This window comes from Bacillus sp. B19-2, assembly GCF_022832475.1.
GTDB lineage: Bacteria > Bacillota > Bacilli > Bacillales > Bacillaceae > Bacillus > Bacillus paralicheniformis.
Genome location: NZ_JALHKQ010000003.1, coordinates 44916 through 67405, shown reverse-complemented (window position 1 = coordinate 67405; position 22490 = coordinate 44916). Strand labels below are relative to the sequence as shown.

Annotated in this window: 21 protein-coding genes and 1 pseudogene; 5 read left to right on the top strand and 17 right to left on the bottom strand. The window is 44.7% G+C overall.

Going from position 1 to position 22490, the window contains the following annotated elements:
* Positions 1–15 precede the first annotated feature (15 nt).
* The 7 genes from MST20_RS12710 to sppA all read right to left on the bottom strand — a co-directional run bounded on the left by MST20_RS12710 (position 16) and on the right by sppA (position 5966).
* Positions 16–1203, bottom strand: a complete 1188-nt coding sequence (locus MST20_RS12710) for an acetate kinase (protein WP_243942672.1) — start codon at positions 1201–1203, stop codon at positions 16–18.
* Between the two features lie 229 nt (positions 1204–1432).
* Positions 1433–2419, bottom strand: coding sequence for a class I SAM-dependent methyltransferase (locus tag MST20_RS12705; RefSeq protein ID WP_243942670.1), 987 nt, complete (start codon positions 2417–2419; stop codon positions 1433–1435).
* 85 nt (positions 2420–2504) lie between these two features.
* The gene (tpx, locus tag MST20_RS12700; RefSeq protein WP_243942668.1) at positions 2505–3008 is read right to left on the bottom strand and encodes a thiol peroxidase; all 504 of its coding nucleotides are present in this window, start codon (positions 3006–3008) and stop codon (positions 2505–2507) included.
* A 137-nt stretch (positions 3009–3145) separates the two neighbouring features.
* Complete coding sequence (ytfJ, locus tag MST20_RS12695; RefSeq protein WP_243942665.1) at positions 3146–3604, bottom strand: GerW family sporulation protein; 459 nt, start codon at positions 3602–3604, stop codon at positions 3146–3148.
* 12 nt (positions 3605–3616) lie between these two features.
* On the bottom strand, positions 3617–4300 hold the full coding sequence (locus MST20_RS12690) for a DUF2953 domain-containing protein (RefSeq protein ID WP_243942663.1): 684 nt from the start codon (positions 4298–4300) through the stop codon (positions 3617–3619).
* A gap of 124 nt (positions 4301–4424) precedes the next feature.
* Positions 4425–4943, bottom strand: a complete 519-nt coding sequence (locus MST20_RS12685) for an RDD family protein (protein WP_243942661.1) — start codon at positions 4941–4943, stop codon at positions 4425–4427.
* A gap of 15 nt (positions 4944–4958) precedes the next feature.
* Positions 4959–5966, bottom strand: coding sequence for a signal peptide peptidase SppA (gene sppA, locus MST20_RS12680; protein ID WP_243942659.1), 1008 nt, complete (start codon positions 5964–5966; stop codon positions 4959–4961).
* Between the two features lie 193 nt (positions 5967–6159).
* Between sppA and MST20_RS12675 the strand changes: the two genes are divergently transcribed.
* A complete protein-coding gene (locus tag MST20_RS12675) occupies positions 6160–6957 on the top strand; it encodes an NAD kinase (RefSeq protein WP_243942657.1) in 798 nt (265 codons plus the stop codon).
* 270 nt (positions 6958–7227) lie between these two features.
* Here the strand turns inward: MST20_RS12675 and MST20_RS12670 are convergent, their stop codons facing one another.
* The 5 genes from MST20_RS12670 to MST20_RS12650 all read right to left on the bottom strand — a co-directional run bounded on the left by MST20_RS12670 (position 7228) and on the right by MST20_RS12650 (position 12096).
* The gene (locus MST20_RS12670) at positions 7228–7656 is read right to left on the bottom strand and encodes a MarR family winged helix-turn-helix transcriptional regulator (protein ID WP_243942655.1); all 429 of its coding nucleotides are present in this window, start codon (positions 7654–7656) and stop codon (positions 7228–7230) included.
* A 28-nt stretch (positions 7657–7684) separates the two neighbouring features.
* Positions 7685–9280, bottom strand: coding sequence for an acyl-CoA synthetase MbcS (gene mbcS, locus MST20_RS12665; RefSeq protein ID WP_243943408.1), 1596 nt, complete (start codon positions 9278–9280; stop codon positions 7685–7687).
* 133 nt (positions 9281–9413) lie between these two features.
* Positions 9414–9626: an alpha/beta-type small acid-soluble spore protein gene (locus MST20_RS12660; RefSeq protein ID WP_065643628.1), complete on the bottom strand. Its 213-nt coding sequence runs from the start codon at positions 9624–9626 to the stop codon at positions 9414–9416.
* 111 nt (positions 9627–9737) lie between these two features.
* Entirely contained in the window at positions 9738–10943 is a 1206-nt protein-coding gene (gene thiI / locus MST20_RS12655; RefSeq protein ID WP_243942652.1) for a tRNA uracil 4-sulfurtransferase ThiI, read from the bottom strand.
* 7 nt (positions 10944–10950) lie between these two features.
* Positions 10951–12096 carry a cysteine desulfurase family protein gene (locus MST20_RS12650; protein ID WP_243942650.1) on the bottom strand — a complete coding sequence of 382 codons (1146 nt, stop codon included), beginning with the start codon at positions 12094–12096 and terminating at the stop codon, positions 10951–10953.
* A 193-nt stretch (positions 12097–12289) separates the two neighbouring features.
* Here MST20_RS12650 and brnQ point away from each other — a divergent pair, with 193 nt between their 5' ends.
* Complete coding sequence (gene brnQ / locus MST20_RS12645; protein WP_243942648.1) at positions 12290–13627, top strand: branched-chain amino acid transport system II carrier protein; 1338 nt, start codon at positions 12290–12292, stop codon at positions 13625–13627.
* Between the two features lie 109 nt (positions 13628–13736).
* Here brnQ and ezrA read toward each other — a convergent pair whose 3' ends face one another.
* Positions 13737–15431 (bottom strand): septation ring formation regulator EzrA, encoded by a 1695-nt coding sequence (gene ezrA / locus MST20_RS12640; protein WP_243942646.1) that lies wholly within the window; start codon positions 15429–15431, stop codon positions 13737–13739.
* Positions 15432–15618: 187 nt separating this feature from the next.
* On the opposite strand from ezrA, the gene hisJ reads away from it, so the two are divergent.
* Positions 15619–16431, top strand: coding sequence for a histidinol-phosphatase HisJ (gene hisJ / locus MST20_RS12635; RefSeq protein WP_243942644.1), 813 nt, complete (start codon positions 15619–15621; stop codon positions 16429–16431).
* Here hisJ and refZ read toward each other — a convergent pair.
* On the bottom strand, positions 16424–17062 hold the full coding sequence (gene refZ / locus MST20_RS12630; protein ID WP_243942642.1) for a forespore capture DNA-binding protein RefZ: 639 nt from the start codon (positions 17060–17062) through the stop codon (positions 16424–16426). The genes hisJ and refZ overlap by 8 nt on opposite strands.
* A gap of 129 nt (positions 17063–17191) precedes the next feature.
* Here refZ and MST20_RS12625 point away from each other — a divergent pair, with 129 nt between their 5' ends.
* Positions 17192–17686: a GAF domain-containing protein gene (locus tag MST20_RS12625; protein ID WP_145651903.1), complete on the top strand. Its 495-nt coding sequence runs from the start codon at positions 17192–17194 to the stop codon at positions 17684–17686.
* Between the two features lie 215 nt (positions 17687–17901).
* Here MST20_RS12625 and MST20_RS12620 read toward each other — a convergent pair whose 3' ends face one another.
* Positions 17902–19602 (bottom strand): sensor domain-containing diguanylate cyclase, encoded by a 1701-nt coding sequence (locus tag MST20_RS12620; protein WP_243942640.1) that lies wholly within the window; start codon positions 19600–19602, stop codon positions 17902–17904.
* Positions 19603–19931: 329 nt separating this feature from the next.
* On the opposite strand from MST20_RS12620, the gene rpsD reads away from it, so the two are divergent.
* Positions 19932–20534 (top strand): 30S ribosomal protein S4, encoded by a 603-nt coding sequence (gene rpsD / locus MST20_RS12615; RefSeq protein ID WP_165427795.1) that lies wholly within the window; start codon positions 19932–19934, stop codon positions 20532–20534.
* Positions 20535–21308: 774 nt separating this feature from the next.
* Here rpsD and MST20_RS12610 read toward each other — a convergent pair.
* The gene (locus MST20_RS12610; RefSeq protein ID WP_243942638.1) at positions 21309–21746 is read right to left on the bottom strand and encodes a DUF805 domain-containing protein; all 438 of its coding nucleotides are present in this window, start codon (positions 21744–21746) and stop codon (positions 21309–21311) included.
* Positions 21747–22229: 483 nt separating this feature from the next.
* Positions 22230–22489, bottom strand: a pseudogene (locus tag MST20_RS21275) (MBL fold metallo-hydrolase); the annotation flags it as partial.
* Between the last annotated feature and the right edge of the window lies 1 nt (position 22490).

The following is a 22490-nucleotide window of genomic DNA, read 5'->3' as shown; positions in this document are numbered from 1 at the left end:
GCTGTTTTTTTACTTTTAGTGAGCCAGTCTGACGACGTCTCTTGCAATCATCACTTCTTCATTCGTCGGGATGACGATGACTTTTACAGGTGAATGCGGATAGCTGATAAACGCTTCTTTTCCGCGGACGTTATTCAACGCAGGGTCCCAATAGACACCCATGAATTCCAAACCATGAAGAACGCGCTCTCTGACTTCAACGCTGTTTTCCCCGATGCCGGCAGTGAAAATGATCGCGTCTACTCCGCTCATTCTCGCTGCATAAGAACCGATGTATTTATGAATTCTGCTTGCGAATACTTCAAGGGCTGTTTCCGCACGCTCATTGCCTTCTTTAGTCGCTTCGACAATATCGCGCAAATCGCTTGAGAATCCGGAAATTCCTAAAAGACCGCTCTTTTTATTGAGCGTGTTTAGGACTTCATCAGCTGTTTGACCCGTTTTTTCCATAATGAACGGGATAAGCGCTGGATCGATGTTTCCTGATCGCGTACCCATCGCCACACCCGCAAGCGGTGTGAAGCCCATTGATGTATCGATTGATTTGCCGCCTTCAACAGCTGCGATGCTCGCTCCGTTTCCAAGGTGGCAGGAAATCAGGCGAAGTTCTTCAATCGGACGGCCGAGCAGCTCTGCCGCGCGTTCAGTCACATATTTATGAGATGTGCCATGGAAACCGTATTTACGGATGCCGAATTTCTCATAGTATTCGTATGGCAGACTGTACAGATAAGATTGTTCCGGCATTGTTTGGTGGAATGCCGTATCAAAAACGGCCACGGCAGGAACATTTGGAAGCACTTCTTTAAACGCTTTAATTCCGACAATATTGGCCGGGTTATGAAGCGGTGCGAGTTCTGAAATCTCCTCGATCTCATGGATCATTTCATCCGTCAATAAAACGGAGTCGCTGAACTTTTCGCCGCCGTGTACGACGCGGTGTCCGATTCCGTCGATTTCATTTAAATCTTTAATAATTTCGAATTTTGTCAGTTTATCCAGCAGCATTTTTACGGCTACGGAATGATCCGGAATATCTGTGGTTTCGGTCTTTTTTTCGTCGTTGACGGAAATCGTGAAGATGCCGTTATCCAGCCCGATTCGCTCAACAAGGCCTTTTGTTAATACTTTTTCGCTGGGCATTTCGAACAGTTGAAATTTTAATGAAGAGCTTCCAGCGTTGATTGCAATAATTTTGGACATAAAATGACGCTCCTTTTTACCTATAGTCCGGTGACATTAGGTTCAACCCGGATCATAAAAAATATGTATAAAATCGTTCTTAGTAAATTCAAAAAATATCTGCCTTACTCATTTAAACACTCAAAAGAGTGCATTTCAAGTCACGATCCAATATGTTAACGCTTTCACAAAGAAATTATTATTTTCTGAATATAAAAACAGATCAGAGAATATAACTTCTCTGATCTGCTTATCTTTTTTCAGCCTGAAACCAGTTGTCGAGTTTGGCTGTCATTTTCAGCATCGCATCCTGATTGGCGAATGACGGAACTTGCGCGAGCAGGACTTGTTTAGGCGCTTTCGCCTGTTCGCCATGCTTTTGTAAAACCAAAATGCTCTTCGCGTGTGCTTCATCTTTGAAAATGGACAGCGGAAGCTGAAGCACTGCATTAATATGCGCGTTGTCCTTTAAAAAGGTGCGCAGTTTTTCGCTTTGGCTGCTTTCAAACAATTGGTTCGGTATCATAAAAAATAAATATCCGCCCGGTTTTGTATAGGTCAAGCTTTGTTCAATAAACAAATGGTGTGAAAAAGAATGGCCTTCATCTGCCTTTAATTCGAAAGCACTCGCGCTTTCGTCATCAGGATAATATCCGACGGGAAGATCGCAAATGACCGCATCGGCAGGCTCCATAAAAATCGGCTGCAGGCTGTCCTGGTTAAAAAGCTCGATTTCTTTTTCCTGCAGGTTTGCCTGGACATAGGCAAGCTTGATCAGGACGTCATCAATCTCTGAACCGAACGCTTTTCCCGCTTCCCCGGCCAGCTGGTTCAAGACGGCAAGCAGCAGGTTTCCAGTGCCGACCGCCGGATCAAACAGCTTCAATCCTTTTTTGGGTCCCATAAATTTGTTCACAAGATATCCGATAAATAAACCGATCGTATCGGGCGTCATCTGCCGGTTCGGATGGGGAATATCTTTCTGGCCTTTCAGGATGGCAAGCTGGAAGGCTTTCCGGATCGCTTCATGGCTGCATTCTGAAAAGCGCGCACGGGCGAGCAGATCCTTCACGTTTTGTTCGGCTTTTTCGGAAAGCCCGCGGTCCGCAGAACTTGTAAAGAATGCCTCTCCTGCTTCCGCCAATCCTTCTATGTAAGGGATCTGCCGGTCGCGTGCGATGACTTCCGCTCCTTTGTCGAGCCATTCATAAATCGTTTCGACTGGATAGTTTTGCATGATGATGTCTCTCCTTATCAAAAAATCAAAGCCATGAAAAGAGCTCCGGCAAGATGATCACCTGGAGCCCTTTTATGAGTTGAATTTACTTAACGAGTGATTTGGCAGCTTCGATGGCTTTGTCGTAGTCCGGGTGGTTTGTCGCTTCGCTGACGTATTCAGTGTAGACGACTTTTCCGTTTTCATCTAACACAAATACGGCGCGGGCAAGCAATCTCAATTCTTTAATGTAAACCCCGAATGCTTCCCCAAAAGACATTTCCCTATGATCTGACAATGTTTCCACATTTTCAATTCCGTTTGCTCCGCACCAGCGCGCCTGTGCAAACGGCAGGTCAGCGCTGATCGTATACACTTTCACTGAACCGAGGCCTGCGGCTTCTTCGTTAAAGCGGCGTGTCTGTGCGTCACAAACCCCTGTATCGATAGACGGAATCACCGAAATAACGGCTGGTTTGCCTTTAATGTCTTGAAGCGTGACTTCCTCAAGCGAATTGGACAAAACCGTGAAATCAGGCGCCAGGTCTCCGACTTTCACTTCTGAACCCACCAATGTCACCGGGTTTCCTTTAAATGTAATTGAAGCCATCATCATTCCTCCTTCATTTATGTATGACTCTACTATAAAAGAGTTTAGGACAAACTGCAAAGCTTAAGTCCGGCCGAGACAAAAAAAGTTAACTGCTGCAGGAACAGTTAACTTCTGTGGCCGGAAAGCTGAAGCTTTTAAAATGGAGGCGCCTGGTTTTGGCGGTTCATATTTTGCTTCTGCTTATCGTTTTTCTTAAACATATGCTGAATCCGTTCGATCGTTTGCGGAGCTGAGTCTAAAATCTTATCGATGACGTGCGTATTTTCATCCAAATGCAGTATTTTAACGCCTGATGATCCGACAATCAAAAAAGCAATCGGCGTAATCGATACGCCTCCCCCGCTTCCTCCGCCAAACGGGAGCTTCGATTCTTTTCGTTCGCGATCTCCATCGCTCGCTTTGGATTCGGCCGGTTTATTTCCGCCGAACTCGCTTCCGCCAGCCGCAAAACCGAATCCCACTCTGGAGACGGTTAGGATGACGCTGCCGTCAGGTGTTTCTACAGGATCTCCGATAATGGTATTGACATCGATCATTTCCTTTAAATTTTCCATTGCGGTTTTCATCAAACCTTGAATTGGATGTTCAGCCATATTCCATTCCTCCTATACTGATGAATCATTCTTTGTTGAACCTGACAGATTTTTTGGCAGCTTAAATAAGCCGCGCATTTTCCCTTTCCAGTTCATCACGATTCTAAAAGCTGCGGTTATAGCATGGCCAACGTGAAAATGGAATATACATGTCAGATGCGTTTTGGAGGAACGGCTGTTAAAGACTGGAATCACTTCGTATCCCGGCTGGCTGTCAAAGCAAAAAAGCTGATGTAAGAGAGCGATCGTGCCGGCTTTCAGAGACCAGGCGCCTCCCGTGACGATTCCGGTTAAAGCGGCGTCAGGAAAGCCGAGAACCGAGGTCCATTCGAGCTTCGTGACGTGAATCCGCTTCATAAACCGGCGGATAAGCGGCTGCAGATTGATGACCTGCTCCGTCAATTTTTTGATTTGCTTCATATTATCGAGCACTTCCCGATAGCCGACTTTTCTCCTCTTTTTATCGTTTTTTAGAGCCGTATTCGTCTGTTCTTTCACATCAACGGTCATATCCTGCTGATTGATTTTAATCACCGGAATTTCCTTTTTGAAGCGCAGAAGGCCATAACCTGTTCGAACTTTGACGGTGAGCCGGTCGTCATCGTCTGTATGAAGATATTCGATCGCTACGCGGATTTTCATCATCATGAACGCTGCCAAAAGAATGACTATTCCCGCAATCCATATGTAAATCATGATTTCACTTCCTCTTATATTAAGCATTATAGGAAGAAATTTAATAAAATAAACATAGCCGAAGTTCCGCTGATTCCAGGCCGCAAAAAACCCGGCTGTCTTTTAGCAGCCGGGTTTGATACGCTCAGTCTTTTTTTCGATACAGGTTTTCATGAATAACCGCCGTGTCCGCAAAGAAATCGTGAATCCCCTGTTTCTTTGGCGAAAATGCAGCAACGAGATACGTAACATATAAACTGTTGATATAGCGGCCGATAAGCTCCCTAAACAAGATCACATCCCATGTCAGCCCTTTTTCCGGGACAAGCGACACGACCTTCAGCCCGAATACCATCTTGCCCAACGTCTGTCCAAAATATTTCGTCATCAGGACAAAGTAAGCAAAAAATACTGCCGCCGTCACAAAAGAATAAAGCGAAAAAGTGAAAAACCCTGATTCTTTTGGGAAATTCAGCAGGCTGAAAACAGGTGAAACCGCTAATTTGTTAATGCTGCCGATAACAATTCCGTCGAGCAGAAAGGCAAACAGCCTGATCCAAAAACCGGCATAGGCATGCTCTGCATGCGGGGCCGATTCTTCCCTGGAAACACCGGCGTCCGGTGATAATTCATTATGATCCTTTCCATCATAAGTCACATCCATTTTTTCGGTCCCCTCCTATTTGGCGTATAAGTACATGAGTCTCGGTGCGCCGGATTGAGAAATTGCTTCTTTAATGTTTAAGAAATCAGCTTCGCTTTTAAACATCTTATTTGCAGTCATCGAAAACAGCGACGCAAGGCCGGCCGATTCTTCATAGCTGACAACAGATGCTCCGGCAAGGTTTTTATGATCTTTTTTCATCGCTTTGACCGCATCCTCATAGTAGCCGAGCTCATCAATGAGATGGTTCTGTTTCGCTTGGCGGCCGTCATAAACGCGTCCGTCGGCAATTTTTTTCACGTCATTTTCGGACATGCCGCGTCCTTCAGCTATAACATCGACAAATCCTTCGTACGCGTCATCGACCATTGACTGCATGATTTCTCTTTCTTTTTTCGTCATATCGCGCGTCGGTGACATGATGTCTTTAAACTCACCGCTTTTAATCGTTTCTGTTTTCAATCCAAGCTTCTCTGCAAGCTTGCTGTAGTTAAGGCTTTCCATGATGACCCCAAGTGAACCCGTCAGCGTGTCAGGCGCTGCAAAGATTTTGTCGGCAGGCGTTGAAATATAATAGCCTCCAGAAGCAGCCATCGAGCCCATTGATACGTAAATCGGTTTTTTCGTATCTTTTTTGATCTCTTCAAGCTTCTTATGTATTTCGGCGCTCTCGTATACTCCGCCTCCAGGGGAATCGACGCGCAGAACAATACCTTTTACGGCAGAATCGTCTTTTGCTTTTTCAAGCATTTGCAAAAACGATCTGTGGTTATAGCCTTCAGAGCTGAACAAGCCAGAAGCGCCGCCATTGTCGGAAATCGTTCCGTTCACTTCAAGCACGGCGATTTTTCTTGAGCTGTTTCCTTGTTCAAGCACCGTTTCTTCCTGGGTGTCGTTGAGGCCAAACTGCATCTTTCCGTCATTCCCCATCGTGTCAAATACTGCTAGCAAAAGGCTCACCACCGCAGATAACGCAAAAACGCCCAGCGCGATGACAAGTGCGATCCATCTTTTCGCATTCATTTTGTCTGTTCTCCTCCTTTGAATAAAAAAAGCTGCATGTCTTAGTACGTATATGAAGAGAAAAAGTTCAGTATGATACCGCTTCATATACAAGAAGTTTTTGGACATGGTAAACTAAGGGTCACAGGTCATTTTAACATACATGTTAGATGGCAGAAAAATCTAAACTTAACAGACAAAGGGGAGAATGATTGTGACAGACCGCCGGAACATTTATTTCTTTTACAAAAAAAGCGAAGAAACCGATGAGCAGTGCAAAAAACTGAAACAGCTTGCCGAAGAACACGGATTTCGCGTCGTTCACCATCACAATGAAGCCAATATTATCGCAAGCATCGGCGGCGACGGGACATTTTTGCAGGCGGTTCGAAAGACGAATTTCAGGGATGACTGCCTGTACGTAGGCGTGGCAAAAAAGGGGAAAGCTCATTTGTATGCGGATTTTAATATACATGATACCGATAAAATGATTGAAGCGACAAACTCTGAACAAATCGAGGTCAGAAAATATCCGCTGATCGATGTAACCGTTGACGGGACAAGATTTCAATGTCTGAATGAGGTATCCATCCGTTCAAGCATTATTAAAACATTTGTGATGGACGTCTATATTGATGATCTTCACTTTGAAACATTCCGCGGGGACGGAATGATCGTGTCCACTCCGACCGGAAGCACCGCGTATAACAAATCGGTTGAAGGGGCCGTCGTCGACCCGCTGCTTCCATGTATACAGGTGACAGAGCTCGCTTCATTGAACAACAACACATACAGAACGCTCGGATCGCCGTTTATTTTAAGTGCGGACCGAAAGCTGACATTAAAAATCGTTCAAGACGGGAACGACTATCCGATCATCGGCCTTGATAACGAAGCCTTCAGTACGATGCATGTAAAAGAAGTCGAAGTCAGCCTCTCCGGCAAGATGATCAAAACCATTAAATTAAAAGACAATTCGTTTTGGGAAAAAGTAAGGCGGACATTTCTATAATTTTGAAAACCTTTTCATTTAAAAAAGAGCAGGCCGATCGTCCTGCTCTTTTTTGCGAATGCTTATAACGCAATTTTCACTTCCGCATTCATGCCGGGCAGCACTTTGGCGGACGGATTTTGAATCGACGCAACGAATTGACTCAAAAGTGCTCCTCCTTTCGGTTTGTATATTTCATATTACAAGTTGTGTTATGCATCCTTCTTTCAATAAATCAACTGATTCAAAAGAAAAAGGCTGATGACCGTCTGATCAACAGCCTTTAGCCGCTTATTTGCTCCACTTTTTAAAATCCTGATTCAGTCTGATTAAATGAGTTTCCAACGTGCTCAGTTCTTCTTTTGTCCAGTCTTGAAGAACCTCCGTGTATACATGATAGCGGGCCTTTTGCACTTTTTTCAGAGTATCAATGCCCTCCGAAGTCATTTCCACAAGGCTGATCCGGCCGTTGTTGGGATCAGGAAAACGCCTGATGAGCTTTTTCCGTTCCAATGCTGCAATCTGTCTGCTCGCTGTCGAAAGATTCAGCATTAAGGTTTCAGCCAGCGAGTTGATGGCAAGAGGACTTTGCTTATCAAGTTCACTTAACAGCAGATATTCCGAGCGGTCCAGACTTCCAAACCGCGGACTGTAGGCCGTCGTCAGACGGACTAAAAGCGCGATTTCTTTCTCGATGTTTCGGAGTGAGTCATGCCCCAACGGATATTCCCCCCTCTTGTGTGGTTATTCAGCTTTTCGTTTTAAGAGCGATTTCCCGCTGTCTTAGTTCAAAGCGCTTGATTTTCGCCGAAGGCGTTTTCGGCAGTTCATCGATGAATTCTATCTCCCGGGGGTATTTATAAGGGGCCGTCATGGCTTTTACATGGTTTTGCAATTCCTTTGTCAGTTGTTCATTTCCGCGGGATCGGTCCTTTAAGACAACGTATGCTTTCACGATCGATCCCCTGATTTCATCAGGGCTTGCCACAACAGCACATTCTTTGACCTCAGGATGCTTGATCAGCGCATCTTCAACCTCAAACGGGCCGATTGTATATCCTGAGCTGATGATTACATCGTCATTACGGCTTTCAAACCAGAAATAGCCGTCTTCATCCTTTCGCGCCTTATCCCCTGTTATAAAGTAATCCCCTCTTCTTTGGCGGAGCGTTCGTTCTTGATCTTTGTAATATTCTTTAAAGAGTGCCGGCGTGCTTAAGTGGACGGCAATATCGCCCGTTTCGCCCGGCGGACAGCTCTTTCCATTCCCGTCTATAATATCAACCAGGTTTCCAGGCGTCGGTTTTCCCATGCTGCCAGGCTTGATTTTCATTCCTTTTAAAATCCCCACCAACAGCGTGCTCTCCGTTTGTCCGTATCCGTCCCGCACAGCAATATGAAAATGCTTTTTAAATGTATCAATGACTTCCCTGTTCAACGGCTCCCCGGCCGAAACAGCGCTGTGCAGAGAAGACAGGTCAAAGCGGGACAAATCATTGACTTTCGCCATGAACCGATACTCTGTCGGAGTACAGCACAGCACATTGATTTGATGGCGCTCAATCAGCCGCAAATACGTTTCCGGCGTAAATTTCCCGTGATAGATAAAACCTGTTGCACCGCTGCCGAGCACTGCTAAAAACGGGCTCCATACCCATTTTTGCCAGCCCGGTCCCGCTGTCGCCCAGACGAGATCCCCTTCTGAAATATCAAGCCATGCGGAAGCTGTCGTTTTTAAGTGAGCATAAGCCCAGCCGTGTGTATGTACAACTCCTTTTGGCTGACCGGTCGTGCCTGATGTGTAAGATAAAAATGCGATGTCATCGCGGGATGTATCAGCCGCTTGAAAATCCGCTGCAACGGCTTGATTCATTTCTTCAAGCAGGTTGATCCACCCTTCGCTGCTTTCCCCGACGGCAAATAACGACAGCTCATCTTTTGCTTGAACATCCAGAAAAGCATCAAGAAATGCTGAAAATACGACGGCTCCTTTGACGCCGGCATGCTTGATCCTGTAATCCAAGTCTTTCGCCCGGAGCATTTCGGAACATGGGATGACCACCATTCCGGCTTTTAAAATCGCCATGTAGACGGCATACGTCTCCGGGATCCGCGGCATCATCACGATAAGCTTGTCACCTTTTTTCAGTCCAGAACGTGTCAATATGCTGCCGATTTTGTAAGCCTTTTCAATCAATTTTTCATATGTCCATGACACTTGACGCCCTGATTCATCTTCCCAGATCAAAGCGGTTTTATCACGGGAAGATTTAAATTTTTCAATTTCATCAACCGCATTATACTTTTCCGGCGCAATCAAATCTTCTCTTCTCAACCCTTTCATCTCCTTGTCTTGTGCCATCTTTTTATTATACATAATCCTTTCATACAATTGTATTCCGAAATGCCTATTTTGCAGAACATAAAAAAGAGTGGGGATTAAACCCCACCCATTATCCATTGCTTTTTAATTTTCATTATTGATGTGTTCCACCCATTTGCTGTTGAGCGAAAGAAACTAAACGCTTAGTGATTTCTCCTCCAACTGAACCGTTTGCACGAGAAGTAGTTTCTGCTCCAAGGTTAACGCCAAATTCAGAAGCGATTTCGAATTTCATTTGGTCGATAGCTTGAGCAGCACCAGGAACCAATAGTTGGTTAGAACTGCTTTGTCTGTTGTTTTGAGCCATGTGTTCTCACCTCCTTGTGAGTATAGATTGTGTAAAAACACATGACTTCATACAAAGAATGTTTGGTAATTGTATGCAAAAACAGACAAAGGCGTTTGATCGAATATTCCTTTAGAAAAAGTCCGCAAATTGACCTTTCGTTTCCGCTTTGCTGCTCAAAACAATCGTTTCCGTGTTCTCCACAGCTTCGCTGATGAGCGGTTCGAAATCTGTGTAGCTTTCAAAGTGTTCGATTTTTTCTTTTTTCGGACGCGTTTTCGGCGCAGAAGGCGTGAAGATCGTGCAGCAGTCTTCGTACGGACGTATGCTGATATCGTACGTATCGATTTCCTTCGCTTTTTCGATGATTTCCGTCTTATCCATGCCGATTAAAGGGCGCAAAACCGGCGTGCTCGTGACTGCGTTGATGGCATACATGCTTTCGAGCGTCTGGCTTGCCACCTGACCGAGGCTTTCTCCTGTAAAAACGGCAAGCGCGTTATGACGTTCGCGCAGTTTGTCGGCGATCTGCAGCATCAGCCTTCTGGTCGCCGTCATGGAATAGTTTTCGGGAATCTGCTTTTGAATGAGCTCTTGGGTTTTCGTAAACGGAACGATATGAAGCTTGATGTCTCCGCCGAAAGCCGTAAGGCGTTTAGTGAGATCGATCACTTTTTGCTTGGCCCGCTCGCTTGTATATGGCGGGCTGAAAAAGTGAACGGCTTCGATCTCAAGCCCGCGCTTCATGGCATAGAATCCGGCAACAGGGCTGTCAATTCCGCCGGAAATCATAAGCATCGCTTTTCCTCCGCTTCCGACCGGCAGTCCGCCCGCACCTTTTTCATCCCGGAATGTCAAATACGTAGCATCTTCCCGAATTTCGATCCGCAAATGGATGTCCGGGGAGTGAACATCAACGGTAAGATCATCTGTGTTGCGCAAAATGTGTCCGCCGATTTCGGCATTCATCTCATTTGTATTTAATTCAAACTGCTTATAAGCCCTTTTCGTCGATACTTTAAAGGTATCTCCAGGCTTGTATTGTTCTTGAACAGACGCGAGCGCCGTCTCTTTAATGCTTTCCAGGTCTGTCCGGCATTTCACGGCAAGACTGAACGATTGGATGCCGAAAACGTTTTTCAGACGGGCCATTACGGCTTCCGCGTCTTCTCCGTTTAATACGAGAGTCATCCTGTCACGTGTTGACTCATAACGGACGTTGCGGAAATCGCGCAAGACCATTTTGATATTTCTTTTCAGGCGATCGACAAAAAGCTTTCTGTTCTTTCCTTTTGTTGAAATTTCGCCAAATCTGATTAAAATATAGTCTTCATTCATTGTCTCTCTACCTCATAATTCCTTTTAGTTTGTGTAAACTTTCTTTTAAGGCCGTCATAAACGGGCCGACAAGCTCCTGATTGTCCCGGTACGTCATGCTGATTCTGATGCTGCTTGCCGCTGCATCTTCACCTTTTCCCATTGCTAAAAGCACCTTGCTCGGCTTATGCTGTTTTGAAGAGCATGCTGATGTCGTCGATACGAAAATATCCCGCTCTTCTAGCATATGCAAAAGGACCTCGGCCTTCAATCCCGGCACGGAAAAATTAATGATATGCGGCGCGCTGTTTTCTTCCGGCGTATTTAATATAACACCTTTTAGCTCTTTTAGCTCCTTGATAAAAGCCGATTTTGCCGCCTTTATTTCTTCTATATAATGGTTATAATCCTGTTTTGACATATTGATCGCTTTTGCAAGCGTAACAGCGCCGGCGGTATTTTCAGTTCCGGCACGCCTGTTGTTCTGCTGTTCTCCTCCGGAAATCAAAGGAAAAAGCGAAATCCGTTCGTTCAGAATGAGCGCTCCTGTTCCTTTTAAGCCGTGAAATTTGTGGCCCGATATCGTACAAAGGTCAATGTCTGACCCGGAGATGTCCAGCGGAACCTTGTTAATGCCTTGAACGTGATCAACGTGAAAGTATGCCCTTGTGTTTTCTTTTACGATTTTGCCGATGTCTTCAACAGGCTGGATAACGCCTGTTTCATTGTTGACGTGCATAATGCTCACCAGAATCGTGTCTTTGCGGAGCGCTTGTTTCAGATCTTCAAGCGAAACAAATCCGCGGCCGTCGACAGGAAGATATGTAACCTCAAAGCCGAAAGCCGTCTTCAGCTGCTCCAAAGATTCCGTCACAGACGGGTGTTCAATGGAGGAAGCAATGATATGTTTTCCTTTTTGCATATGTGCCAAAGCAACGCCTTTCAGCGCCATGTTGTTGGCTTCTGAAGCGCCTGACGTAAACACGATATCATGACTTTTTAGCGAAAGCGCCGTTTTGATCTGTTTCCGCGCTTCTGAAAGCAATTGATCCGCTTCAATGCCGTGGCGGTGCAGCGACGACGGGTTGCCGAAGAAGCGCTGATTTACTTGTTCATAAATTTGTAATAATTCAGGATATGGTTTTGTTGTTGAACTATTATCAAGATAAATCATGATCTACTCCTTTAAAAATGAACGTTCTTTTTCATGACTGTATATGTTATCATATCAACTTGTAATTGAAAATTAAAAATAAATGTTTGACTTCTCTGATTTTTAAAATATAATAGTCTTTGGACTTTTGTCATATTATATCACGAAAATAAATTGACAGAAAATTTAAACAAAAACCAGGAGGTTCTTTTTAATGAAAACTTCACTATCCGCTAAGGAAACGACGGCGATTGGACTTATGCTGTTCGCCCTCTTTTTCGGAGCGGGAAATATGATTTTTCCTCCCCAGCTCGGTCAAGCTGCCGGAGAGAATGTTTGGCCGGCTATCACCGGATTCTTGCTGACAGGCGTCGGTCTTCCGCTGCTCGGCGTCATCGCGGTTGCTCTAAAAGGAAGTGCAAAAGGCCTAGCTGACAAAGCCCATCCGGTCTTCGGCACGATATTAATCGTCAGCATTTATTTAACGATCGGACCTTTGTTTGCTATTCCGAGGACAGGAAATGTTTCATACGTCATAGCGGTGGAGCCGTTTTTAGGGAAACAGTCATCAAGTCTTTATCTGTTTATCTTTACCCTGATATTTTTCGGAATCACTTATTTCCTGGCTTTAAACCCAAGCAAGCTTGTTGACCGCATCGGTAAAATTTTAACACCGATATTATTGACTGTAATCGCGATATTAGTCATCAAAGCGTTTATCACCCCGATGGGCAGCATCGGATCTGTGACAGAGGCCTATCAATCCGCACCTCTGTTTGTCGGATTTTTAGAAGGGTATAAAACGATGGATGCGATCGCTTCAATCGTATTTGGAATTGTCGTTATTACCGCGATTAAAGACCGCGGCGTTACAAATCCAAAGTCAATCGCCGCTTCATGCATCAAAGCGGGGATAGTCGCTGCAGTCGGTCTCGGACTCGTTTATGTTTCTCTCGCTTATTTAGGGGCGACAAGTGTTGAAACCGTCGGTTCGCTCAACAACGGCGGCGAAATATTGTCCAAAGCTTCCGCGTATTTGTTCGGCTCGCTTGGAAATGCCGTACTCGGTATCGCGATCTTGTTCGCCTGCCTGACGACGAGCGTCGGACTCGTTTCTTCTTGCGGAGAGTATTTTTCAAAGCTGATTCCGAAGCTTTCTTACAAAGCTGTTGTCATCATCGTGACGCTTTTCAGCCTTGTGATTGCCAATTTCGGATTGACAGAAATCATCTCGTTTTCAGTACCGATTCTGTCGGCGATTTATCCGCTTGCGATCGTCGTCGTATTGCTCTCATTCATTGACAAGCTGTTTGCTGAACGGCGCGAAGTCTATATCGGCGCCCTTATCCCGACTGGAATTTTAAGCATCATCGACGGATTAAACGCGGCGAAAATTCCGCTGGGGCCGGTTAACGATATCTTGAAAGCGAACATCCCGCTGTTCAGCATGGGTGTCGGCTGGGTCATTCCGGCTGTTATCGGCGCGGTGATCGGTTACATTGTGACATTTTTTATCGCTTCGCCGAAAGACAAATTAAAGAAAGTCAGCTGATCTTTGCTAAAACCGGCTCTGTTTTTTAAACAGGGCCGGTTTTTTTATCTTTCTTTGCAGCTTTAGACAAAAAAACCCGACACGCCTCTTCACGTGCCGGGTTTTTGTTCTATTCAGGCTGCTTCGCGTCCGCTACAAGCCGGGCCACTGCTCCCGGCGACGCTTTTTCCACCGCTCTGGCGGCAATGTCGTAAGCCTCTTCATACTGATATGCGTAAAAACTGTTCTCTGCTTCTTTCAGCTGTTCAGAAAGAATCCGGTCCTGGCTTCTGAATCGGTTGCCATATTGGATGATGCGTTCGATCAGCAAAACCATTTCAACCAGTTCATCCGTCTTTGTTTTCACTTCTGTGACAAGCTGTTCCGCCTCTTGAAGGCGTTCGTTCACCGCATCCATGTTCAGCGGCAGCTCATTCAGCTGTTCTGTCACCTTCTGCACAGTCGTCTGCGACTGCCGGATTTTTTCGGTTATGGCCTCCGGAATGCCTGGAACATTGCTTTTCTCCAGGCTCCGCGCCGTATCCTTGATCGTCTGCTTCAATTGCTTGAGAAGCTCTCTTGCCTGAAGCTCTTCTTTTCTCAGCATTTGCAGCATGTCCCTGTATTCGTCATGCTCCCGTTGAGCGGCTTCCATCTGCTTTTCGATATCCGCAAGCTCTTCTTTTAACAGCGAGTAGGCGACATGTTTCTGATCAAGCCTTTCTTTCACTTGTTCGAACTGCTTTTCGATCATTTCAAGGCGCTTTTCGTATGACTGCTGTTTCTCCAGTTCTCCGGTTGTCAGTCTGTAGCCTTTCTTGACGAGCTCGGTTTCAGCTTCAGTATCCTTTTTGGAGGCTTCAAGCTTTTCCAATGCAGCGGCAAGCTCAGGCACTTTTCCCAAAATTTCCTGCCCTGCTTCGACTTCATGCTCCAGCTGGTTATACAGCGTCTGGATCGTTTCATCAATCATCTGCACGATTGCGGCGGCTTCTTCTAAATCAAGTTCGTCCAAAAGCGCACCTTCAGCGCGCTTCAATTCTTTCAAAAGGTTTTCGAGCTCCTTCTCCACTTGAATATGATCGAGCTTGTATCCTTTATCGATCATTTCCTGATAGCCGGCTTTCAATTTGGCGAGTTCCTGCGGAACGGTCTGCTTGCAGCTTGCAAGCAGTTTCGGCACATCGTCTATGTATGATTGAAGCCCTTCAAGCAAACGGTCTTGGGCAAGCAGCACCTTTCTGGCTTCTATATAATTTCCGCCTTCTGTTTCCTCTTCAAACTGTTTAATGCCTTCCCACACGGTATCGAGGTCGGCTTCAATTTTCTCATAGAGGTCTCCGTACAGGTGGCTGTATGCCAAAAGGTTTTTCCGCACTTTTGTATACCGTTCTTTTACCTCTTCGATTTCTTTGCGGTTCTGCTCTTCGCTCGAGACAAGATCGGCGATTTCCTTTAAGATGTCTTCAATATTGGATTCAGCCGCTGATAAAAGATTCTCAATATGCGCGAGCACCTGTTTCGATTTTTGAAAACGGTATTTGTCGGCGCAATCCTCGGCTTCAAACAGAAGCTCTTCGACTTTGGGCATATGCGAGGTGACGATTTCATCCCATTCCCGGCGCCACCTTTCAAAGAATTCCTCAGTCTGCCCCGTCATTTTCAGATGCTTGATTTTTGACATCTCTTCCACGATCGATCGGTTCATGATTTCAATTTTCCAAGCTTCTAAACGGTCGATCTCTTTATATATATTTTTTCTGAATAAGTAGCCCGTAGCGAATAAGATTAAAAATAACGCCAGTAAGCCAATGACAAACTCCATAATGAGCCCCCTTGCTGTTTATCTGTTCTGTCAGGGTATGATATTTGAAATTGTTATGTAAAAATGAAGTTAAACTATCGTTTTCATTGTTCTTATGATACCATGTAACCAACATTTTTTGAGCAGAATTTTTAATTTTTTTACATCAAAGTGACAACATCTGACTATTTTTTTACGGGGTGACATCATGCTGAAACGAGACGGTCATGTTCATTCTCCTTTTTGTCCGCACGGATCAAAAGACGAATTCAGATATTATATAGAAGAATTATGCAAAAAAGGCTTCCGATCCGTATCCTTCACCGAGCATGCGCCGCTTCCGCCTTCATTCATGGATCCGACTCCGGAGAAAGACAGCGCCATGCCGATCTCCGAGCTGGACCGCTATATTGAACGGCTGACCGATCTGAAGGAAGAATACAAAGGACAGCTCGACGTTTTGATCGGTCTTGAAGTCGATTATATCCGCGCCTTTGAACACGAAACGAAAGCTTTTCTCGATCAATACGGCACGCATCTTGACGACAGCATTCTTTCCGTTCATTTTTTGCCTGCCGGATCTACGTACATCTGCCTTGACTACGATGAAAAAGCGTTTCAGCAGCTGATCGGCTGCTACGGCAGCACAGAACAGGTCTATCTCGCCTATTATGACGAAATTTATTCTTCCATTGTATCACCGCTGGGAGCATTTAAGCCAAAACGAATCGGCCACATCACGCTTGCGAAAAAATTTGTGAAGCTGTTTCCGTATACGTTGTCAGAAAGCGTCAGAAAATTGGTCTCCTCCTGTCTGGATGAAGCCGCAAAGCGCGGGTTCGAACTTGACTTTAATACGTCCGGCCTCCGCAAGCCTTATGCAGGCGACGTCTATATGGAAGAATGGATGATAAAAGAAGCGGAACAAAAAAACATCCCGCTTGTCTTTGGGTCAGACGCCCACCAAGCAGAGGATGCCGGATTTGGTTACGAACATTTTGAGAGCCGCTTTGCTAAATAACGGCGGCTTGCCGACCTTCTCTGTACAACAGACTGAGAAGCCATGTTTTGACTTCCTTGTAATACGCCTGATAAAAGTACGGCTCGTGCGGCTGTACATAAAGCACTTCTGAAATATATTGAGGCTGCAGATAAGGCATCATTAAAAGCGACTTCAGCTGAATCATAAAATGGGATAGGGGAAAACGGGAAAATTCGTTGTCCTCATTTCCCTTTTCAATGATCAGATGGAGAATGTACTTTTCTTTTGTTAAATATGTCGACATCACTTCACGATTCAGTGTGGAATCGATCGTGACTTCGCGATAAACAAACCGAGTTAATTGACGGTGCTCATGCTGATACGATAGAATATCAAAAACCAATTGAAGAAGGCAATCCGTTGCACCTGCATCCTGAAGGCGTTCATAACCCTTTTCAAGGACTCTTAAATAACCTTCATAAAAACGGGATACTAAATGCTCCATTAAACCGCCTTTTCCATTAAAATAATAGGAGATGTGGGCGACATTGACATTGGCTGCTCGGGCAATTTCGCGGACTGATGTTCCTGAAAAACCTTTTTGGTTGAACAGCTCCACGGCAGATTCGATGATCCTGTCCTTCGTGGTTGAAATAACGTTTGATCCCATCTTGTTTCACCCCTTCTTACTTAAAACAATTCCACTTGAAGCGGAATTGTTCCTGTAAAAAGTGCTCGACAAATAGCATCACGGCAAGCGTGTTTTTGCCATTTCAAAGAAAAAGCGAGGGAAATTATCATGTTTCATGTCGAAAAAACAGAAGGCAGCAAAGAAAAAAAATACGAGCTTCTCCTCAAACAGATCGATGCGCTGACAGAAGGCGAGCCTGATATGATCGCCAATACAGCAAACGCCTCCGCTCTTCTGTATCAATCATTGGAAGACATCAACTGGGCGGGTTTTTATTTTGCCAAAGACGGCGAGCTTGTGCTCGGGCCGTTCCAGGGACTTCCTGCATGCGTAAGAATCCCGTTCGGGAAAGGCGTCTGCGGCACCGCTTATACAAACGGCCGGGTTGAGCGCGTTGAAGATGTGAACGCGTTCCCCGGACACATTGCGTGTGATGCAGCATCCCAATCCGAAATCGTAGTTCCGCTTGAAGTTGACGGGAACATCATCGGAGTGCTCGATATCGACAGCCCGATTAAAAACCGCTTCGATGAAACGGATGAGTATTATTTGAAAAAGTTCACAGAGAAGCTTGGAGAGCGTTTAAGCGAAAAGAGCCGGTAAATCCGGCTCTTTCAGATTGTTGACAAAATCCCAAAACGGCTTTTTGTTTTGGGATTTTGTCATCCCTTCAGCGTGATTGAAAACCCTTTCAGTCTAGGAAGGCTGAGCATCGGAGCGGAGCGAATGTTGGAATTCGTGAGCACCGACGCGCAGGCCTGACAACGAATGCGAGGGTTTGTCGACACGCTGAAAGAGCCGGTAAATCCGGCTCTTTTTTAATGTGTCATAAACCTGTTTTTCCCGTTCCGCTTTGCATTGTACAGCGCGACATCCGCCTCTTTAAAAAGGCAGGTTAAAGATTTCGGATGATCCTGAGACCAATGGGATACCCCGCACGAAATCGTCACCTTCGGATCAGTGCATTCCCTCACAAGCGTAATCAGCCTCTCAGCAAGCATTTCACCGGCGTTCAGCCCTGCTTTCGGCAAGTATACCGCAAGCTCTTCTCCTCCCCATCTTGCTGCGACGTCCTCGTCGCGGATGTTTCGCTGGATCACCCGGGCGACTTGAATGAGAATATCATCGCCTTTCTGATGGCCGTACGTATCGTTAATCTGTTTAAAATCATCAATATCAATCAATACGAGCACGCCGCTCTCATCCGCTTTCATACTGTACCCGATTTTTTCATCGAAATAGCTTCTCGAGTAAAGCTCTGTCAAACGGTCTGTTTGAACAAGATACTTCAGCCGGTCGCGCAGCATCAAATTCGACACGGCGAGCGTGGAATGCCTGATCAGCGTCTGAAACAGCTTAAACATTTCAAATGAAAAGGAGCAGACGTTTTTTTTCAACACGATGACAAATCCTTTGTTTTCATTATTCTCAAGCATCGGAACGCCCATTAATGAAGCATAACCTTCATTTCCAAAAAACGAAGAACCGTTTCCGACAAACACCCCGTTTTCCTCTGAAATCTTTTCTTTAACATAGCGGATGTATGGAAGGGCCGCATCCGTCTGAAAAAAAACTGTGCTTCCCGGCAGCAGGGTGTCCTCGCCCAAGTGATTTTTATAAAAAAAGCCCACTTCTTCGGCGCCAAATGAACTGATCAGCCTTTCGGACAAGCTCTTCATCATATCCGGGAGGCGTTTCGTCCGGTTCAGCTGATGCGATGTTTCATTAATCAGCTCCAAATTTGAAATCATATTCTGCGACTGTTCGTAAAGCCGCGAATTTTCAAATGCTTTCCCTGCCGCATTCGAAATAATGCAAATATCCGCTGCCATATCGGCAGCGCCTGGTCCATAAGCTTTCAAAACGCTATACGTTCCCTGTCGGCCTTTAATCGGAATGTATACTTCCTCTTCATTTTTGCTCTTCACCTGTCCTGATAAGTATGCCTCCAAGGCAAAAGAATCGGTCGATTCGCTTTGCACATCCAACTCTATCGCTGGAAGGTTAATGTACTGATCCTGATCGGATGACAAGAAAATGCAATATGTGAAAAAAGGAAAAACATCCCTTAAACTTTCGAGCATTGTCTTGAGCACCTGTCCCTGATCCATCAGCTCATGCAACAGCTCCGTCTTTTCATAAATCTTTGTTTTCTCGAGCTCATCACGAAATAATGCATCAAGCTCCAGACAATGCATTAAAAATAGGCGGATGGATTCAGCAAGACGGTCTGGTACTTTATGATTCTTTTGACACAAAAGTTCTATATATTTGCTGTTTTCTTCTATTGTTATAATGATATAATAATCATTAACTCGGCTGATCTGGCCGCTTTGGCCGTTCGCTCCCTGCGGTCTTGAAGAAGGACGCAATGTAAGAGAAATAAACGAAAAAAATGACTCTGCTGCCGCTTTTAGCCAGGCAACAGAGTCATCGTACGAGACGGCCGGCTTTTTTAAAAGAAATTGGAACAGCTTCTGATGAAAAGACAGATATAGGTCTTCAGTTTGTTTATTCATGGTCATCACCTTAAAAAATCCGTTTTGTGTATTTTATTTTCCTGATTATATCATAAAAACAGGACTTTATACTTATTAACGATTCGTGCTGTTTGGGACAGTCCATGAATGGTTGACTTTGCACAGCGGACATTATATAATCTTCTTTGTGTGAAATAATGCAGCCTTTTTGTTCTGCTTCTGTGTTTCATTTTGTTCCTTATCTATTAAGGTGTATCGTGTAACTCTTTGCTGCTGGAGCGAGGATACATGAAAACAAAATGGACATGGCTGAATTGAACAGATGGGTTTTATTTTCACAAAAATAAAACCAAAGGAGGAGTCACATTATGGCTCGCTATACAGGTCCAAGCTGGAAATTATCCCGCCGTTTAGGCATCTCTTTGAGCGGTACGGGTAAAGAATTAGAAAAACGTCCTTACGCACCAGGTCCTCACGGTCCGGGACAGCGTAAAAAACTATCAGAATATGGTTTGCAATTGCAAGAAAAGCAAAAGCTTCGCCATATGTACGGTGTGAACGAACGCCAATTCCGCAACCTTTTTGACAAAGCTGCGAAAATGGCTGGTAAACACGGTGAAAACTTCATGATTCTTCTTGAAGCACGTCTTGACAACATCGTTTACCGTCTTGGCCTAGCGCGCACTCGCCGCCAAGCACGCCAATTGGTAAACCACGGTCACATTCTTGTTGACGGAAGCCGCGTTGACATTCCGTCTTACCAAGTTAAACCTGGCCAAACGATTTCACTTCGTGAAAAATCTCAAAACCTTTCTGTCGTTAAAGAAGCGGTTGAAGTGAACAACTTCGTTCCTGAATACCTGACTTTTGACGCTGAAAAGCTTGAAGGTTCACTAACTCGCCTTCCAGAGCGTTCTGAGCTTCCTGCTGAGATCAACGAAGCATTGATCGTTGAGTTCTACTCTCGTTAATAGAAAATGCTCTTTAAAGAGCATTGGCAAAAACCCTGGAATTGTTGATATATCAGCAATTCCAGGGTTTTTTGTTGTACTCCGTTGATTCGGGGAGATTGCGGGCTGTTAATAAGCCGGGAATAAAACGGATCCAGCTTATAAGCGTCGGGTTTTGATAGATGATTTTTCTTGCAAGGTACCTCCTCACGTGTAAGATATGACAAACGTCTCCTTTTCTCTTATACACATTTTCGGTAAAATCAAATCGTTGGTTAAAAAATGAAAACGGGGGAGTGACCAACAAATGCTTATGTTTTTTGGTAAGTTTGTCTTGTTCTACTTGTTCTGTTCAGCTGCATTCACCATTTTCAAAGTCATGTACTACAATATCAGCAAAAAATGGATCGCAAAGACTAAAGATGGCACTAAACTGAATTGGGCTTTGAATGTCTTTGTTAAACACGGTAAGAAAATGGACAGCAACGACTGCTTTGTTATGGGGGTATTAGCGGGATGGTGTGCGATTTATTTATAAAAAACTCCCGGAAGGCTTCAATGAGGGCCGAGATCCGTCTCGCGATACCGCACCTTCAGTGACTGCTATTGTTTTAGCTTCGCCCATTTGACTGTCTCCGGTATCTCAAAACCATGCTGAATCGTCACTGAAATTGATACGCCAAACAATCTTCGGAAATACGGGCATCTCTCATTAAAAATCAAGTTAACAGTCGTTCCTTCAGACTTTAAAAAAACCCCAATCGCCAGATGATTGTCTAACAATTGGGGTGCAATTTACGATACATTTACTTTTGGATTTGGCCCATATTGATTTTCTTTTGTTTCGCCAGCCTGACAGTAAAAAATCAGCAGAATGACAGCACCGATAATCGGCAACAAGCCAATTAAAATCCACCAGCCGCTTCTTCCGGTATCATGCAGCCTGCGGACATTGACAGCCAAAGAGGGCAGCAAAACAGCCAACTGATAAATTAAGATCAGGACGTACCCGAAGAATCCACCGCCGTACCCGATGATATATCCTACTTGATATCCGTCATATCCTTCCGCTGTCATGATTCCTGAAATAAATAAACTTACGATCATTACTGTTAAGATAAATAAAATAAAACATATGATGCCGTTAAATAAATGAAACAACCAATATTCCTTTCGTCTTGCTCTCCCTTCAAAATTCGCATAATTCCTCAAGCCTTTCCAATACCACTTCATACAAGTTCCTCCATTGTCAAATCTATAAATTTGCGAAAAACATAAGAATTATACCATAAAATATCATTTTCAACCATTTACTTGAAGGATGCTCCCAAGTCATCTTAGAGAAACATTTTTTCCAATTGGAATTTGAGCTTGTTCCTTTTCAAAATTTCAGTTCTCATTTCACCATTGCTTCTGTATAATATGAATCATCCATTTCGCCTCTGTAGCTCTAGAAGGGAAGAGCGCCGTAAAACATTGTAGGAACGGGTCGCAAGGCAAGGGTTTCAGAAGCACCGAAAAGCAAAGAGCTGAGACAGGTGGAATTCCTGTCGGTGAAAGTCCGTAGGGAAGCGTGTTCTCCCCCAGCCTATGCTTACGAGAGGAGTGCGGGTTCGAATCCCGCCGGAGGCATTGATCTTTGTTCTCGAAGAAGAAAAATCAAAAAACAGACAGAAATTCACTGTCTGTTTTTTTACGGCTTTAATCTGTCATATATTAAAATGTGTAAGATTTTCCGTCATCCGGCACAAAGATACGAGAGGACATTCCTTTTTCCTGTATGAAGCTCTTCAATTCTTCCCGTGATAAAGTCAAAATGGCTGACAGCTTTCATATATGATTGGGTCGTCTCGATCCAGCAATATCTTCTTCATGATGACGGGAGACCCGGCTTCAAAGAATTGATTGTACCCTTCGTTAACGGCTATGATGTCCGGCTGATGCGCGGAAATTTCTTCGCGAACACCTTCATACCAA